Raw genomic sequence first — 15,291 nt, 5'->3', positions numbered from 1 at the left:
GGCGCCAGGCCCACATCCAACGACAAGCGAATCGACATGGCCACCCCCTTCGAGGTCGAAGACCTCTTCCAGTATCAGCGCATCATGTCGATGGAGTGCAGCCCTGCCTCCGAGATGGTGGCCTGCACCGTCGAGACGGTGAACAAGGAAAGCGACAGCTACGGTTGCGCGATCTGGCTTTATCCGACCCGCCCCGGGGAACAGCCGCCCAGGCAGCTGACAGCGGGCACGGCGCTGGATACGGCGCCGATGTGGTCGGCCGACGGCGAGCGGATCGCGTTCCTGTCCAGCCGGTCCGGCGGCGCGCCGCAACCGTTCGTGATCCGCCACGATGGCGGCGAAGCGCGCCAGCTGTCGTTCTTCGCGATGGGCGCGGTCAGCGTCAGCTGGTCGCCCTCGGGGGACAGGCTGCTGGTCACGGCCAACGTGCCGATCGAGGAGGACGACTACCAGGGCCAGTCCGGACCGCTGGAAGACGGGGGGCCGGAGGTGGTGTGGCAACTGCCGTACAAGTCCGACAACGGCGGCTACGCGCTGCGTCAGCGCTCGCACCTGTTCGCGCTGGACCTGGCAAGCGGCAACACCACCCAGCTGACGCGCGGCTCGTTCAATGTCGAGCAGGCGCAATGGGCGCCGGACGGCCAGTCGATCGTCTACGCCCGCACCCGTTCGGCGCGCGCGGCCCATCGCAGCGACATCTGGACCATGCGCGCCGACGGCTTCGCGCCGCGCCAGCTGACCGACAAGATCGGCACCGGCAGCGCCCCATCGGTTTCGTCCGACGGACGCTGGCTGGCGTGCCTGGGCGGCGCCGACGAGGGCGATGCCCGCCTTCGCCTGTGGCTGATCGACCGGCAGGACGACAGCGTGCGCCGGCTTTGCCCCTCGCTGGAACTGGCTCCGGAATGCATGCTGCGCTGGTCCGACGACAGCCGCTCCCTGTACCTGATCTCCGCGCGGCGCGGGCTGCAGGAGGTGGGCCGCGTCAGCGTACCGGACGGGGAGTACAGCAAGGTCGCGGGCGAGCTCGAACATGTGCGCGGCCTGGCAAGGAGTGCGTCCCGCCTGGTCTATCTTGCCGAATCGCTGTCGTCCCCGAACCAGCTGTACAGCTGCGACCTCGACGGCGGCAACGGCGCGCAGATCACTGCGCTGAACCCATGGTGGAACGAGCGCACGCTGCCCGAAGTCTCCCTGCGCCAGTTCGACGTCCCCGACGGCCAAGGCGGCACCGAGCAGATCGAGGGCTGGCTGATGCGCCCGCCGGATGCGACCGGCCCCGGACCGCTGCTGGTCAATGCCCACGGCGGACCGAGCAGCTATACGCTGCTGGCCTTCACGTCGCATGTGTACTGGCATGTCCTGTGCTCGCGCGGATGGAGCATCCTGTCGCTGAACGCGGTCGGGTCGAGCAGCTACGAGGACAGCTTCGCGGAGCGGCTGCGCGGGCATTGGGGCGAACTCGACCTGCCCCAGCATCTCGCGGCGATCGAGACGCTGCGCAACGAGAAGCTCACGGACGAGCGCATCGCCATTGCCGGCAAGTCCTATGGCGGCTACCTTGCCTCATGGGCCATCGGCAATTCGGACTGGTTCCGTGCCGCGGTGATCTCCGCCCCCATCATCAATCTCGAAGCGCACTACGGCAATTCGGACAGCGGCTACTACTCCGACCCCTACGAGATGCTCGGTGAGCCGACCGAGCAGCGCGATACCTATCGGCGGCTCTCGCCCCTGCCCTATCTGCCCTCGGCGCGCACGCCGACGCTGATCCTGCAGGGCAAGGACGACCAGCGTTGCTGCATCGGGCAGTCGGAAGAGCTGTTCGTGGCGATGATGCGCAACAGCACGGTGCCGGTGGAGATGGTGCTGTATCCCGGCGGCAACCACCACTTCTACGAAAGCGGCTTGCCATCGTTCCGGCGTGACGTGAACAGCCGGCTGATCCGGTGGCTGGAGCGGTATATCGCGGAGCCAGTGGAACAGGCACAGGGTTGAACCTTGGACAGCGCGGGGGGTCGGGGCGGCGGTTTGAAGACCAACCCCTCTCCCCGGCCCTCTTCCCTTGAAGGGGAGAGGGGGAACACCGATAGGTGACGGCAAACATCGACGGCTCATCTGGCGCTGCCGGTTTGCTCCCCTCGCCCGCCTTGCGGGAGAGGGGCCGGGGGAGAGGGCAAACGGCGCGTCAAGGCGTGAAGGTGTCCCCCAACACCACCCCCTCGCGCCGTGGATCCGCACCGCCGACCAGCGCCGGCGCCCCGCCGATGGTCTGCCTGACGATCGCGCTCAGGCCGCTGGACTGGTTGTTGACGCTGACGGTATGCCCGAGGTCGCGCAGGCCCCGCACCAGCGGATCGGCGTCGCCCGGCAAGCCGCCCGCGGGCGTGCTCGTGTTGACGTTCGGGTGCTCGCCGCCGACGATCATCGTGGCGTTGTTGGAGCCGAAGTCGATCATCGACACCGCCTGCTGCGCGTCCATGTTCCAGTCGAGCACCCCAACCAGGGTCTTGGCGACATACTGGATGATCGTCGCCCCGCCCGGCGTGCCGGTGGTCATATGGAACTGCCGGGCGCCCTGCGCATCGCGCTTGAAGACCAGCGTCGGTGCCATCGAGCTGCGCGGGCGCTTGCCGGCCTGCACGCGGTTGGCAACGGCCTGCCCATTGATCGACGGCTCCGCGCTGAAATCGGTCAGTTCGTTGTTCAGCAGGAAGCCGTTGGTCATGTGGTAGGAGCCGAGGCCCGCCTCGATGGTGGTGGTCATCGCCACCACGTTGCCGTACTTGTCCACCAGCGACAGGTGCGTCGTGCCGCGTTCGGCGATCACCGGCGCGGCCAGGGGCAGCGAGCCGAACTCGCCCGCCGGCGCCGGCAGCGGCATCGCGCGATCGGGACGGATCATCGCGGCGCGCTGCGCCAGGTAGGGCTTGTTCAGCAGCGTATCCCAGCTGCCGCCGGGCAGCGGCACGAAGTCGGTGTCGGCCACGTACCTGTTGCGGTCGGCATAGGCAAGGTTGCCTGCCTCGCCGACCAGATGGACGCCGCCGACGCTCGGCTTGCCGCCGTTCTGGTCCATGAAGACCGGGGGATACTCGGAGAGATTGAAGTTTTCCAGGATGCCGAGGATCTGCCCGACCGCGATGCCACCCGAAGACGGTGGCGGCATGCCGCAAACCTCGTAGTCACGGTAGGTCGTGCAAACCGGCTCGCGCTTCTTGGCCTGGTAGTTGGCCAGATCCTCGAGGGTGGTGACACCCGGCGTGGTGGTGCCGTTGTAGCTGGTCTGGATCTTGGCCACGATATCGCGCGCGAGCCAGCCATCCTTGTAGAACGCATCGGCGCCGCCCACCGCGATCGCCGTGAAGGTCTTGGCCAGCGCCGGGTTCTTCAGGATCGTGTTGACGGCGCGCGGCGTGCCGTCGGGGTTCAGGAAGTACTCCGCCATCTCCGGATCGCGCCTGATATTCGCCACGGCGCTGGGACTGGAGATCGATGCCGCCAGGCGCGGCGGAATCGCAAACCCGTCGATGGCCAGCTTGACCGCCGGCAGGAACAGCTTCCACCAGGACTCGCGCCCGTGCTCGTCGTGCGCCATCTCGAGGACACGCAAGGTGCCAGGCGTGCCGATCGAGCGTCCGCTCAGCACGGCATTGGGCACCGGCGCGGTCTGGTCGCCGGAGGATTTCCAGCGCAGATAGTTCTCGTCCGCGCCCGCCGGCGCGGTCTCGCGCCCATCGTAGGCAGTCAGCTGTCCGCTTGCCGCGTCGTAGTACATGATGAAGGCACCGCCGCCGATGCCGGACGACTGCGGCTCCACCAGGTTCAGCACCATCTGCGCGGCCACCGCGGCATCGATGGCGTTGCCGCCGTCCTTCAGGATGCGGCACGCGACCTGCGTGGAGATCGGATTGTTGGTCACCGCCATATAGGTCCGTGCATAGACGGTCTTCTTCGGGGCATAGCCGGTCGCCACCTCCGGCGCGCCCGGCTCTCCGGGCAGCACCACCACCTCGCCGCCGGTGGTGCCGTCCAGTTCGCAGCCGCCGGCCATGGCGGGCGGCTCGCCGTTGCCATTGCCGCCGCCGCTGCCCCCGCCGCTGCCTCCACCATTACTGCCGCCTCCATTGCCGCCCCCACCGCCTCCGCTTTGCGGCGGCGTGGGCGGCGGACTGTCGTCATCGCCGCCGCATGCGCCGAGCGTCAGCGCGGCCAGGGCGAGAACCAGCGCGCGGCGCCGGATCGTCGAGGAATGCAGCAAGGAAAGGGAGTCGGGCTGTCGCATGGCGGTTCTCCTGTTATTGGGGCGCAATGCACGCGCCACGCAACAGGAGTCCCGGCCTTGGCACTGCCAGCGGCACCGCGGCAAGCACGGGCCGGACAATGCCGGGGCCAGCGACCTCCGCGGCGCGGTCCGGTGCAGGCTGGCCCGGCGACATGAACGGACGCGCGCCCCGGGGGGGGGCGCGTCTGCGGGAAGGGAACGGCCTTACGACCGTAGTACGCAAACGGGCAGGATGCAAATCCTGCCCATTGACGATTTACTCCGCGGCGGCTTGCGCGGATACTGGCTGGCGCGGCCGCGGGCGCCCTGGCGGCCCTTGCGGCCCAGGCGGATCGCCGCCGCCGCTCACTTCAGACCGCCTCCCGGCTCGGCCATGCGCCGGTGCTGCTCCGCCAGCAGGTCGGCCGGCGTGACGTTGGCGATCGCCGTGCGCAGCTTGTTCTGCCAGCCGGTGACCACATCGCCCTCGCCCCGCAGCATCGCATCGAAGCCCGCCTGCGCGACCTCGGCCGGGTCGTCCTTCTTGCCCTGGCCGACCCGCGTGTCGGCCATGTCGGCACGGTCGAAGAACTCCGTCTCGGTGGCGCCGGGCATCAGGCAGGTCACCGTCACGCCGCTGTCGCGCAGTTCATGCCGCAGCGCAAACGAAAACGAATCGAGGAAGGCCTTGGTGGCGTTGTACACCGCCTGGTAGGTGCCGGGCATGAAGCCGGCGATCGAGCCGGTGATCAGGATGCGGCCGCTGCCGCGCTTGCGCATCTCGCGGCCGATGCGATGCAGCAGGTCGACCGTGCCGGTGACGTTGGTCTCGATGACGCGCTGGATGTCCTTGAAATCCTGGTCCAGGAACGCCTTGCCAAGCCCACGCCCGGCGTTCGCGCACAGTACGTCCACGGCACGACCGCCAATGGCCTGGACCAGCGCACCGACACCGTCCGGCGTGGCCAGGTCCGCGCACAGGCTCTGCACGTCGGTGCCCGGGCCGCGCAGCGAGGCGGCGGCACTATCGATGGCCGCTTCGTCGGCGACGACGAGCACGTCGTAGCCGTTCGACACGCAGCAGCGCGCCAGTTCGTAGCCGATCCCCGAGGAGGCGCCGGTGACGACGGCAAAGGGACGAGCGGGATCAGTCATGGCATTCTCCTTCGGCGGCTGCCGTTGCGGCGCGAAGGCGCTCGCGCCCGTTCAGGGGCACGAGCAAGACATGTTCCAGTCCGGTGGGTACGGCTTACTGCCCGCTGAAGCGCTCGAAGGCGATATCCGGCGCGCTGGTGTTGTGCCGCGACGGCAGCGTGCGGCCGAAGCGGGCCTCGGTCGCCTGCAGCGTCGACACCTGCGGCAGCGGCAGGTCGCCCGGCTGCCCGGCGGCATCGCGCCACTGCACGCGGCTCATGTCCGCGTTGTCCTCGGTGACGTACATCGAGCGCAACATGGCGAAGGTGTTGGCGGGCACGGCGGTGCGCGGATCGGCGCCGGCCGCCTCCGTTCCTTTCTCCGCTTTCACCGCTTTCGCCGCTTTTGCCGGGGAAGGCGGCAGCGGCGGGTCGAAGCTGACATCGAGCGTGGTGCGCAGCCGGCTCACCTCGGCCAGGGCGATACGGGCCTCGCCGCCGCGCTCGAAACCGACACGGACCGATTTCGCCAGCGGGTCGATGTCGATGCGCGAGATCTCGACGATCGGGCGCAGGTCCTGCACCACCGGCCCCATCAGGAAGGAGGACCCGTAGGCGTTGTCCGGCAGGTGCGGCGCCGGCAGCGGCTTGGCGCGCCAGTAGCCGTCGGACGGATACAGCACCAGCACCTCGGTTTCCACCACGCGCGTACCGTTGGCGCCGCCACCGCCGGGCCGCGCCACCACGCGCTTGTCGAAGAACTGAATCAGATGGAAGCCGCCGTTGTCCTCGCGCGCACCCACGCGCACCGGCACCCGCTGCGGGCGCCAGAAGCTGTCGAAGGTAATGCCGACGATGGCGAGATCCTTGCCGTCGTACAGCCGTACCTTGCGCGGGGTGAAGGCATGACGCGGATCGGTGGGGTGCGGCGTATCGCCGAAATTGCAGCCGGAGAAATCGGGCGCGGAGCTGTCCTTGCGGATCGAGCCGATATAGGGCGGATGGACCGCCGCTACGCGGAACGCCTGGATGCCGGGCGCCGACAGCGCGAACGAGACGTTGTCCTCCTCGGCGCAGGTCGTGGTGGTGCTCAGGTTTGACACCTGCACCGTGGCGCCCTGGTCCTGGGCAGCGGCCGCGAGCATGGCGGGCAGCATGCCCAGGCACAGCGTGGCGAGACGGATGGCGGGGACGGTCATGCGATCGGTTCCTTCTCCTGTGAACAATGGGAGGCCGGCGGCGTGGCGCGCGTCTGGCTGGCGCGCATGCCCTGGAGCGGCCGGGCGGAACGCGCCATTGTAGCGGCAGCGTCGCCGCGGTCCGGCTGCCGAAGGCGCGCCCTAACCGCCCGGCACGGGCCAGACGCGCCCGCCGCCAACGACGAAGCGGCGCTGCCCCGCGAGGCGCGGCACGCCGGCGTGCCCGGTGAAGGCGCCGAACGCCGGCAGGATCGCGCCCTGCTCGCCGAACACGAAACACGGCAGGCGCAACGTGTCGCTGCCGCTGCGCAAGGTGCACGCCGGATGCAGGTGGCCGGCGATACCATAGCCGCCCCGTGCCGCGCCCGGCAGGTGACAGAGCGCGAACGGCGCCTGCAGCCAGGGCTCGGTGACCGGTTCGATACCGAGCGCCGCCGGTGGGTCACCCGCATGCCGGTCATGGTTGCCGCGCACCAGCACGCATTGCAGGTCCGCCGGCAAGGCGTCGCGCCACTGCCGCAACGCGCGCAGCACCGACGGCGTGCGGCTCGCGCGAGCGTGCAGGAAGTCGCCCAGCAGCACCAGCTGACGTGCCGGCCACGCCTGCACCAGCGCCGTCAGGCGCGCCAGATTGTCCTCGGTGGTGCCGGTGGGCACCGGCTGCCCCAGCGAGCGGAACGCCGCCGCCTTGCCGATATGCACGTCGGCAACCAGCAGCATGCGGCGTGCCGGCCACCACAGCGCCCGCTCGGGCAACAGGCACAGCCGTTCGCCAAGCACGTCGAGTTCGCAGTGCGCCGTCGGGTTCATAGCAGCGGCAGCGGCTTCGAGCTCTTGCGCGCGCGCCGCGGCTTGCGCCCGCCCGCCGGACCGGCATGGTCGCTCATGCCGAAGCGGGCGATCTCGGCGACTTCGCCCTGCTGCGGCGCGTCGGCCTGCGGTCCCGCCGCGCGCTCCAGCTCGGCCAGCATCCGGGCGATGCGGTCGGCCAGCTTCTCGGTACTGAGCTTCTCCCGCAGGAATTCCACCACCAGCGGGAAGGACAGCGGCGAGGGGCGCTTCAGTTCGCGCAAGTCCAGCCGCCGCTGCGCCATGCGCTCCAGCGTCGCGGTCAGCCGCGCGACGTCCAGCTCCTGCCGCAGGACTTCGCGCTCGGCCTGTCCCAGCAGCAGGTTGCCGGGATCGTGCTTGCGAAACACCTCGTAGAACAGGCTCGACGAGGCCTGCAACTGCCGCGCACTCTTGTTGGCGCCGGGGAAGCCCTGGAACACCAGCCCGGCCACGCGCGCGATCTCGCGGAAGCGCCGCAGCGACAGCTCGCCTGCGTTGAGGCTTGCCATCACGTCGGCGACCAGATCGCGCTGCCGCTCCTGCGCCAGCACCAGCGGCAGCCAATGCCCCCAGTCGATCGGGCGCGACGCGAGCAATTCAAGGCCATAGTCGTTGACGGCGACCGAGAAGGTGGCCGGCAGCTGCGAACCGAGCCGCCACGCCAGCAGGCTGCCCAGACCCAGATGCACCGAGCGGCCGGCGAACGGATAGAGAAACAGATGGGAGCCCTCGCGCGAATCCAGCGTCTCCGCCAGCAGGGTGTCCGCGGCGGGCAGCGACGACCAGCGCTGCTGCAATTGCACCAGCGGCAGGATCAGCGGCAGCTCCGGCGTGGTGGCCGGATCGAGCCCGCCGGAAGCGGCCGCCTGCAGCGTCGCCACCACCGCGTCGGCCAGCTCGGTCGAGAGCGGCATGCGGCCGCCGTTCCAGCGCGGCACTGCCGGCCGGCCCGAACTCGCGCGGCGGACGTAGGCGGTCATCTCCTGCACGCGCACCAGTTCCAGCAGGCGTCCGCCGAACAGGAAGCAGTCGCCCGGCGCGAGCCGCGCGATAAAACCCTCTTCCACGGTACCGAGCGCCCCGCCCCCGCTGCCGCCGCGGCTCCACCAGCGCACCTGCATGGTGGCGTCGCTGACGATGGTGCCCACGCTCATCCGGTGGCGCCGCGCCAGGCGCGCGTCGGGCACGCGCCAGACGCCGTCCGCATCCGGCTCGACGCGGCGATAGTCCGGATACGCGGACAAGGTGCGGCCGCCCTGCCGGACGAAATCGAGACACCATTGCCATTCGTCCTCGCTCAGGTCGCGATACGCCCACGCGCCCCGCACTTCGTCCAGCAGCGCATCCGGACGAAATCCGCCGCCCAGCGCCACCGTGACCAGATGCTGCACCAGCACGTCCAGCGGTTTGTCGGGCGATTCGCGCGACTCGATCCGGCCCTGCGCGACCGCCTGCCGGGCGGCCACTGCCTCGACCAGTTCCAGGCTGTGCGTGGGAACGATGGTCACGCGCGAAGGCCGCCCGGGTGCATGGCCGGAACGCCCGGCCCGCTGCAGCAGGCGCGCCACGCCCTTGGGCGAGCCGATCTGCAGCACGCGCTCGACCGGCAGGAAATCCACGCCCAGATCCAGGCTCGACGTACAGACCACCGCGCGCAGGCTGCCCTGCTTGAGCCCCAGTTCCACCCACTCGCGCACCTCGCGGTCGAGCGAGCCATGATGCAGCGCTAGCTGCCCCGCCCAGTCCGGCCGAGCCTCGAGCAGTGCCTGGTACCACAGTTCCGCCTGCGAGCGGGTATTGAGAAAGACCAGCGTCGTGCTGCTCGCATCGATCTCGCGCACCACATGCGGCAGCATCGACAGGCCCAGATGTCCGGCCCAGGGAAAACGCCCGGCCGCATCGGGCAGCAGCGTATCGATGCGCAGGTCCTTCGGCATCCGTCCCTGCACCAGGGTGCGGGCCCCGGCGGGCACGCCCGCCAACAGCACGTCGGCGGCATGGTTCAGGTTGCCCAGCGTCGCCGACAGCCCCCACACGACCAACCCTGGCTGCCATTGCCGCAGCCGGGCCAGCGCCAGTTGCACCTGCACCCCGCGCTTGCTGCCGATCAGCTCGTGCCATTCGTCCACCACCACCACGCGGACCCGGCCGACCGCCTCGCGCGCATCGGCGCGCGTGAGCAGCAGCGACAGGCTTTCGGGCGTCGTCACCAGCGCGCTCGGCAACCGGCGCGCCTGCGCCGCGCGCTCGCTCGAGCCGGTATCGCCGGTGCGCAGGCCAACGCTCCAGCCGATGCCCAGGGCCTGCAGCGGTGCCGCAAGCGCGCGCGCGGTGTCGGCCGCCAGCGCCCGCATCGGCGTCAGCCACAGCACGGTCAGCGGCGCGGCCACAGGCTGGGCGGTCTTCGATGCGCGCGCCCCCGGCCGATCGTCCGCCTCGGCATGCGCAAGCAACGCCCCCAGCCAGGCCGCATAGGTCTTGCCGGTGCCGGTGGTGGCGTGCACCAGCCCGCTATGACGGGCGCGCATCGCCTGCCAGACCTGCCGCTGGAACGGAAATGGCTGCCAGCCCTGCCGCTCGAACCAGGCTTCGATCGCGTGGGCGGGCGCCGGGGCCGGCTGCAGCGCGTCCGCCATCATGCCGGCGCCTCGCGCTCGGCCTCGGGCAGCAGCGCCGCCAGGGTCTGCAGCGTGTCCGCCTCCTCCACCGGCTTGTCGGTACGCCAGCGCAACATGCGCGGAAAGCGCACGGCAATGCCGCTCTTGTGCCGGCTGCTGCGGGCAATGCCCTCGAAGCCGAGTTCGAACACCTGGGTTGGCTCGACGCTGCGCACCGGACCGAAGGTCTCGACGGTAGTGCGGCGCACGATCGCATCGACCTTGCGCATCTCCGCGTCGGTCAGGCCCGAGTATGCCTTGGCGAACGGCACCAGTTCGCGCCCCGGCGTGCCGGGCGGCGCGTTCCACACGGCGAAGGTAAAGTCGGTATAGAGACTGGCTCGGCGGCCGTGGCCGCGCTGGGCGTAGATCAGCACCGCGTCGATGGCATAGGGGTCGACCTTCCACTTCCACCAGACGCCAACATCCTTGGTGCGGCCCGCGCCGTAGGCGGCGTCGGCGGCCTTGAGCATGAAGCCTTCGACACCGCGCTCGCGCGAGCTCTCGCGCAGCCGCCCGTAGTCCTGCCAGTCGGCGGCCTGTACCAGCGGGCTGGGCAACAGCGCCGGCGCTGGATGTTCAGCCAGCACGCGCTCGAGCAACGCGCGCCGCTGCATCTGCGGCAGGGTGCGGCAGTCCTGCCCTTCCCATTCGAGCACGTCATAGGCCAGCAGGGCGGCGGGCGCCTCGCGCAGCAATCGCGGCGTCAGGTTCTTGCGGCCGATGCGCTGCTGCAACTGCGCGAACGGCTGCACCCGGTCGTCGCGCCACACCACGATCTCGCCATCGATGACGGTGCCGTCCGGCAGCGCCATGCCCGCTTCGGCCAGTTCCGGGAACCGCTCGGTGATCAGGTCCTCGCCGCGCGACCAGACCCACACCTTGCCGTCGCGGCGCACGATCTGCGCGCGGATGCCGTCCCACTTCCATTCGACCTGCCAGCGTTGCGGCGAACCCAACACCTCGTCGAAGCGCGTCTCCTCCAGCTGGAGCGGATGCGCAAGGAAGAAGGGATAGGGCTGCCCGCCTCGGGCGCTCTCGTCGTGACCAGCCGAGCCGTTGCTGCCGTCGCCGTCCGGCGCCAGCAATGCCAGGTAGCGCGCGGCATCGGGCCGCGCCGACACGTCGGTATAGCCGACCATCCGTTCGGCGATCCGCTTCGGGTCCAGCCCCGCGACCTCGCCGAGCGCGCGGGTGACCAGCAGCCGCGAGACGCCCACGCGGAAGCTGCCGGTGATCAGCTTGAACAGCACCAACCGGCCCTGCGCATCGAGCGGCCGCCACAGCTGGTCCAGCCGGGGCAGCAGCACGTCGGGGGGCAGGCCGCGCAGCGGCAGCAGGCGCTCCTCGACCCATTGCGCCAGACCCGCGTCGTCGCGCTCCTCGGCGGGCGGCAGCAGCAGCGCCAGCGTCTCCGCCAGATCGCCGACGGCCTGGTAGCTCTCCTCGAACAGCCACGACGGCAGGCGCGATGCCTGCTCGGCAAGGCTGCGCAGGATGGCCACCGGCACCAGCTGCCGCGGTTTGCCGCCAGACAGGAAGTAGACCGCCCAGGCGGCGTCGGCGGGCGGCGCCGCGCGCAGATAGGCGGCCAGCGCGGCCAGCTTGGCATTGTTCGAGGTGGTGGAATCGAGCTCCCCGTACAACGCGGCGAATGCCTTCATGCGCGGCGTCTCCCGTCGGCACCGGGTTGCCGCGCGCGCGCTGCCGAATCCTCGGATGTCGACGCGTCCTCTGCCTCGTCCGCTTCATCGTTATCGTCGGCTTCGTCGCTGTCGCGCTCTCCCTCGTCCTCCCGCTCGGGGGCGATTCCCGGTTCCGGCGGCACGTCGATACCGGGCTCAGGCTCGGGCTGCAGCCCCGGTTTGCCGCCGGGCGTGACGCCGGGCTCCTGCTGCTCCTGCGCCTCGTCTTCCTCGTCGCCATAGCGCGTGTCGAAGCCCTGCGCCGTCCAGCCGCGCTCGTTCAGGTAGCGCACCATCGCCGGCACATAGCCATGGGTGACGATGATCCGCTGCGCGCCGGTGGCCTCGATGGCCCGATGCAAACCGGGCCAGTCGGCATGGTCCGACAGCACGAAGCCGCGATCCACCGCACGGCGCCGCCGGGTGCCGCGGATGCGCATCCAGCCGCTGGCAAACGCTTCGCTGGCATCGCCGAAGCGGCGCAGCCAGGTCGAGCGGGCCGCCGACGGTGGCGCCAGCACCAGCGCTTGCCGCAGCAGCGGGCTGCGTGGCGGCAGCGAGGATGCGTGCACGGTCTCCGGCATTTCGACGCCCGCTTCCGCATAGGCTCGCGTCAGCGCTTCCAGCGCGCCATGCAGCACGACCAGGCCCGGCAGGCCGTCGGCACCGGCAACGCTGGCCAGTCCATGCAGGATGCGCTGCGCCTTGCCGAAGGCGTAGCAATAGAGCACGCTGGCGCGCCCCGAGCGGGCATTGTCGCGCCACCAGGACAGCATCTGGCCGAACACCCGCGCCTGCGGCTCCCAGCGGTAGATCGGCAGACCGAAGGTGCTTTCGGTAATGAAGGTGTCGCAACGCACCGGCTCGAACGGGTCGCAGGTGCCATCGGCCTCCAGCTTGTAGTCGCCCGAAGCCACCCACACCTGCCCGCGATATTCGAGCCGAACCTGTGCCGAGCCAAGGACGTGGCCGGCCGGATGCAGCGACACCCGCACGCCGCGGTGCTCGATGACGCTGCCATAGTCCAGGCAATCGAGATGGATGCCGGGCAGCCGCGTGAGCAGCACCTCTCGCCCTGGCGTCGCGCACAGGTAATGACCATGGCCGACGCGGGCATGGTCCGAATGCGCATGGGTGATGACGGCGCGGGACACCGGGCGCCAGGGATCGATATGGAAATCGCCCGGCGGACAGTACAGGCCCTCGCGGGTCGCAACGACTAGATCCATCGTGCCGGCGCCGCGGCAAGGACGCCGGCGGCGCTTCGATTGCAGATGCGATCGATGTTAGACCATGCCGCGCCTTCGCCGCATCGGGCTTCCGCTGACGCACGGGCGGCGTTGCGCTTCGCTTCGTGCGCAGGGGCACGGTTCTTGCCGCCTGTTTCGCCTTCGGGGCAATGGAGCGTCGCGTGGAGCGCCACGCAAGGCCGCACGCGGGCGACCGGCGTGCGCTTTTTACCGCCGGCCGAAAAAGCTACAAGCCGATCGATGAGGCCCTCGCGGACCGCTCCGTGCCGTGTGCCGAACATCGCAACAGGAGGACTTCGCATGAACCAGAACGCCCAGAACAGCGCAGGAACCGCCACCGGCGCGCCGTCCAGCGCCGATCCGCAGCATCCGCTGCAGGGCCAGCGCATCGCGGTGCTGGTGACCGACATGTTCGAGCAGGTCGAACTGACCGGTCCGCGCCAGGCACTGCAGCAAGCCGGCGCGGAGACGGTGATCGTCGCGCCGCAGGCTGGCGAGGTCCAGGGGGCGCATCACGACGAGAAGGGCGACCGCTTCGGCGTGCAGGCAACCCTGGCCGAGGCGTATCCGGACGACTTCGATGGCGTGCTGCTGCCCGGCGGCACCATGAACGCCGATGCGCTACGCATGGTGCCGGAGGCCCAGCGTTTCGTGAAGAAGATGCAGGACGACGGCAAGCCCATCGCGGTGATCTGCCATGGTCCCTGGCTGCTGGTGTCCTCGGGGCTGGTCCAGGGCCGGACCCTGACCAGCTGGCCCTCGCTGGCGGACGACATCCGCAATGCCGGCGGGGAATGGGTCGACCGCGAAGTGGTGCGCGACGCCAACTGGGTCAGCAGCCGCAAGCCCGACGATATCCCGGCCTTCAATGCCGAGATCGTCAAGTTGTTCGCCGAACTGGGCAAGCGCGCGCGCAACGGCTGAGGCAGCCGGGTGCGACCTGTCTGCGCGGCCAGGGCCAGTTCCTGCCGCCCGGACCTGTTCCAACGTTCTCTTTGTGGCGGCTGCTTCAGCGCCACTACCGGACCGGTCATGCAGCTTCGTCTTCCCATCGGATCGAGCGGCGATCTGACGGTCGTCAGTACTGCCGCCAATGACCTGGCGCTGCGCTGCGGCTTCGGCGAGATCGCCACGGAGCGGCTCGTGCAGGCCGCGCAGCGGTGTGCCGAGGGCATGCTGCAACATGCGGGCGGCGGCACCATCTACCTTCGCGCCTTGCAGGAGGAGGTGACCGGCGCCGCCCCGCCCCAGGTCGAACTGCTGGCGGTGGACGCCCCTCCCTGCGCCGGCGCGCCCGCCGGCGACACCCGCGGCGCCGCCGATAACCGGCTGGCACGGTTTGCCGGCGTCGCCACCGCGCTCGACTGTCATGTGGACGAGAGCGGCATGGCGTTGCGGATGGCACTGTCTCCAGCGGACCGGCCCGGTGCGGTGACGCTGCCGCCCGTCGCCATCGGCGTGGTCTGGGCCTCGGCAGAACAGGGGCATGGCGGGCTGAACGTGCATTCGACCGCGCGTCTGTCCACGCTCGTGCTCGGCATGGGGCGCGCGGCAGAATCCGCGCGGCGCGTCGCCGCGCTGCAGGGCTTTGCCGCCCAACTGCAGCAGATCGACCGCATGCAGGGCGCCCTGCCGCAGGCCGATGACACCGCCCTCGCCGCGATTCAGCTCGATCCCGGCGCCGCGCAACTGAAGATCGCCGGCGCAGGGTCCATCGACGTCTGGCTTGCCAGTGCAAGCGATGGCGAGCAAAGCTTGCCCGCCGCCGACGAGCGCCGCGTGCAGCCCGTGCTGCGGACCTTGCCGTCTTCCTCCTCTTCCCTGCAGGAGGCGCAGCCGCGCCCGCTCGCTCGCGCGCAGGCGCCCTGGCCAGCGGGGACCACCCTGCTGGCGCACGGCGGCCCGGCGTTCGCGCCGGAACAATGGCAGGCATGGCTGGCCTCGCGCCCGGGATTGGTCGAGCGCCATCCCGCCATCGTCGCCGCCGTGCTGCACCGCGACCGCAGGGTCCTGCACGCGGGGGGATCGGTGGTGGTCTGCCGCCGCAGCGAGGAATCGCGGCCTGCCGCGCCCCCCGAGTGGCTGCTCGGGTCGACGGCGGGCGATGCCGCACCGGTGGCGGCGGCGCACGAAGAATCGGCTTGAGGGCGCTTGAGGGCGACGCGCGCTCGGATGCCCTCTCCCCCGGCCCCACTCCCGCAGGGCGGGAGAGGGGAGCAAACCCTTTGCCCGTGACATGCTCGGGGTGCTCCCCTCTCCCACTTGTGGGAGA

At 70.3% G+C, this 15,291-nt stretch carries 10 protein-coding genes; 3 read left to right on the top strand and 7 right to left on the bottom strand.

The features are described from left to right. The first annotated feature begins 36 nt into the window (after positions 1-36). On the top strand, positions 37-1,998 hold the full coding sequence (locus K6V06_RS18865) for a S9 family peptidase (protein WP_222245666.1): 1,962 nt from the start codon (positions 37-39) through the stop codon (positions 1,996-1,998). 190 nt (positions 1,999-2,188) lie between these two features. Here K6V06_RS18865 and K6V06_RS18860 read toward each other — a convergent pair whose 3' ends face one another. The 7 genes from K6V06_RS18860 to K6V06_RS18830 form a co-directional block, all read right to left on the bottom strand. Beyond that, entirely contained in the window at positions 2,189-4,285 is a 2,097-nt protein-coding gene (locus tag K6V06_RS18860) for a gamma-glutamyltransferase family protein (RefSeq protein ID WP_222245665.1), read from the bottom strand. A gap of 345 nt (positions 4,286-4,630) precedes the next feature. Then, complete coding sequence (locus K6V06_RS18855) at positions 4,631-5,419, bottom strand: SDR family oxidoreductase (protein WP_222245664.1); 789 nt, start codon at positions 5,417-5,419, stop codon at positions 4,631-4,633. Positions 5,420-5,513: 94 nt separating this feature from the next. Then, on the bottom strand, positions 5,514-6,596 hold the full coding sequence (locus tag K6V06_RS18850; RefSeq protein ID WP_222245663.1) for a hypothetical protein: 1,083 nt from the start codon (positions 6,594-6,596) through the stop codon (positions 5,514-5,516). Positions 6,597-6,737: 141 nt separating this feature from the next. Further along, the gene (pdeM, locus tag K6V06_RS18845) at positions 6,738-7,406 is read right to left on the bottom strand and encodes a ligase-associated DNA damage response endonuclease PdeM (RefSeq protein WP_222245662.1); all 669 of its coding nucleotides are present in this window, start codon (positions 7,404-7,406) and stop codon (positions 6,738-6,740) included. Then, on the bottom strand, positions 7,403-10,066 hold the full coding sequence (locus K6V06_RS18840) for a ligase-associated DNA damage response DEXH box helicase (RefSeq protein ID WP_222245661.1): 2,664 nt from the start codon (positions 10,064-10,066) through the stop codon (positions 7,403-7,405). The genes pdeM and K6V06_RS18840 overlap by 4 nt, the downstream gene beginning before the upstream one ends. Next, complete coding sequence (locus tag K6V06_RS18835; protein WP_222245660.1) at positions 10,063-11,748, bottom strand: ATP-dependent DNA ligase; 1,686 nt, start codon at positions 11,746-11,748, stop codon at positions 10,063-10,065. The genes K6V06_RS18840 and K6V06_RS18835 overlap by 4 nt, the downstream gene beginning before the upstream one ends. Then, the gene (locus K6V06_RS18830; RefSeq protein ID WP_222245659.1) at positions 11,745-12,998 is read right to left on the bottom strand and encodes a ligase-associated DNA damage response exonuclease; all 1,254 of its coding nucleotides are present in this window, start codon (positions 12,996-12,998) and stop codon (positions 11,745-11,747) included. The genes K6V06_RS18835 and K6V06_RS18830 overlap by 4 nt, the downstream gene beginning before the upstream one ends. Positions 12,999-13,319: 321 nt before the next feature. On the opposite strand from K6V06_RS18830, the gene K6V06_RS18825 reads away from it, so the two are divergent. Both K6V06_RS18825 and K6V06_RS18820 read left to right on the top strand, forming a co-directional pair. Next, the gene (locus tag K6V06_RS18825) at positions 13,320-13,943 is read left to right on the top strand and encodes a type 1 glutamine amidotransferase domain-containing protein (RefSeq protein WP_222245658.1); all 624 of its coding nucleotides are present in this window, start codon (positions 13,320-13,322) and stop codon (positions 13,941-13,943) included. 108 nt (positions 13,944-14,051) lie between these two features. Next, entirely contained in the window at positions 14,052-15,164 is a 1,113-nt protein-coding gene (locus K6V06_RS18820; protein WP_222245657.1) for a hypothetical protein, read from the top strand. Positions 15,165-15,291 lie beyond the last annotated feature (127 nt).

The organism is Cupriavidus sp. AU9028, assembly GCF_019795295.1.
Lineage (GTDB): Bacteria > Pseudomonadota > Gammaproteobacteria > Burkholderiales > Burkholderiaceae > Cupriavidus.
The sequence above is the reverse complement of the archived record's forward strand: the minus strand, read 5'-3'. Positions and strand labels throughout refer to the sequence as shown.

Bases quoted from the DNA above. Each gene is read 5' to 3' on its own strand.
- K6V06_RS18865 (WP_222245666.1), top strand. From the start codon at position 37: ATGGCCACCCCCTTCGAGGTCGAAGACCTCTTCCAGTATCAGCGCATC.
- K6V06_RS18860 (WP_222245665.1), bottom strand. From the start codon at position 4,285: ATGCGACAGCCCGACTCCCTTTCCTTGCTGCATTCCTCGACGATCCGG.
- K6V06_RS18855 (WP_222245664.1), bottom strand. From the start codon at position 5,419: ATGACTGATCCCGCTCGTCCCTTTGCCGTCGTCACCGGCGCCTCCTCG.
- K6V06_RS18850 (WP_222245663.1), bottom strand. From the start codon at position 6,596: ATGACCGTCCCCGCCATCCGTCTCGCCACGCTGTGCCTGGGCATGCTG.
- pdeM (WP_222245662.1), bottom strand. From the start codon at position 7,406: ATGAACCCGACGGCGCACTGCGAACTCGACGTGCTTGGCGAACGGCTG.
- K6V06_RS18840 (WP_222245661.1), bottom strand. From the start codon at position 10,066: ATGATGGCGGACGCGCTGCAGCCGGCCCCGGCGCCCGCCCACGCGATC.
- K6V06_RS18835 (WP_222245660.1), bottom strand. From the start codon at position 11,748: ATGAAGGCATTCGCCGCGTTGTACGGGGAGCTCGATTCCACCACCTCG.
- K6V06_RS18830 (WP_222245659.1), bottom strand. From the start codon at position 12,998: ATGGATCTAGTCGTTGCGACCCGCGAGGGCCTGTACTGTCCGCCGGGC.
- K6V06_RS18825 (WP_222245658.1), top strand. From the start codon at position 13,320: ATGAACCAGAACGCCCAGAACAGCGCAGGAACCGCCACCGGCGCGCCG.
- K6V06_RS18820 (WP_222245657.1), top strand. From the start codon at position 14,052: ATGCAGCTTCGTCTTCCCATCGGATCGAGCGGCGATCTGACGGTCGTC.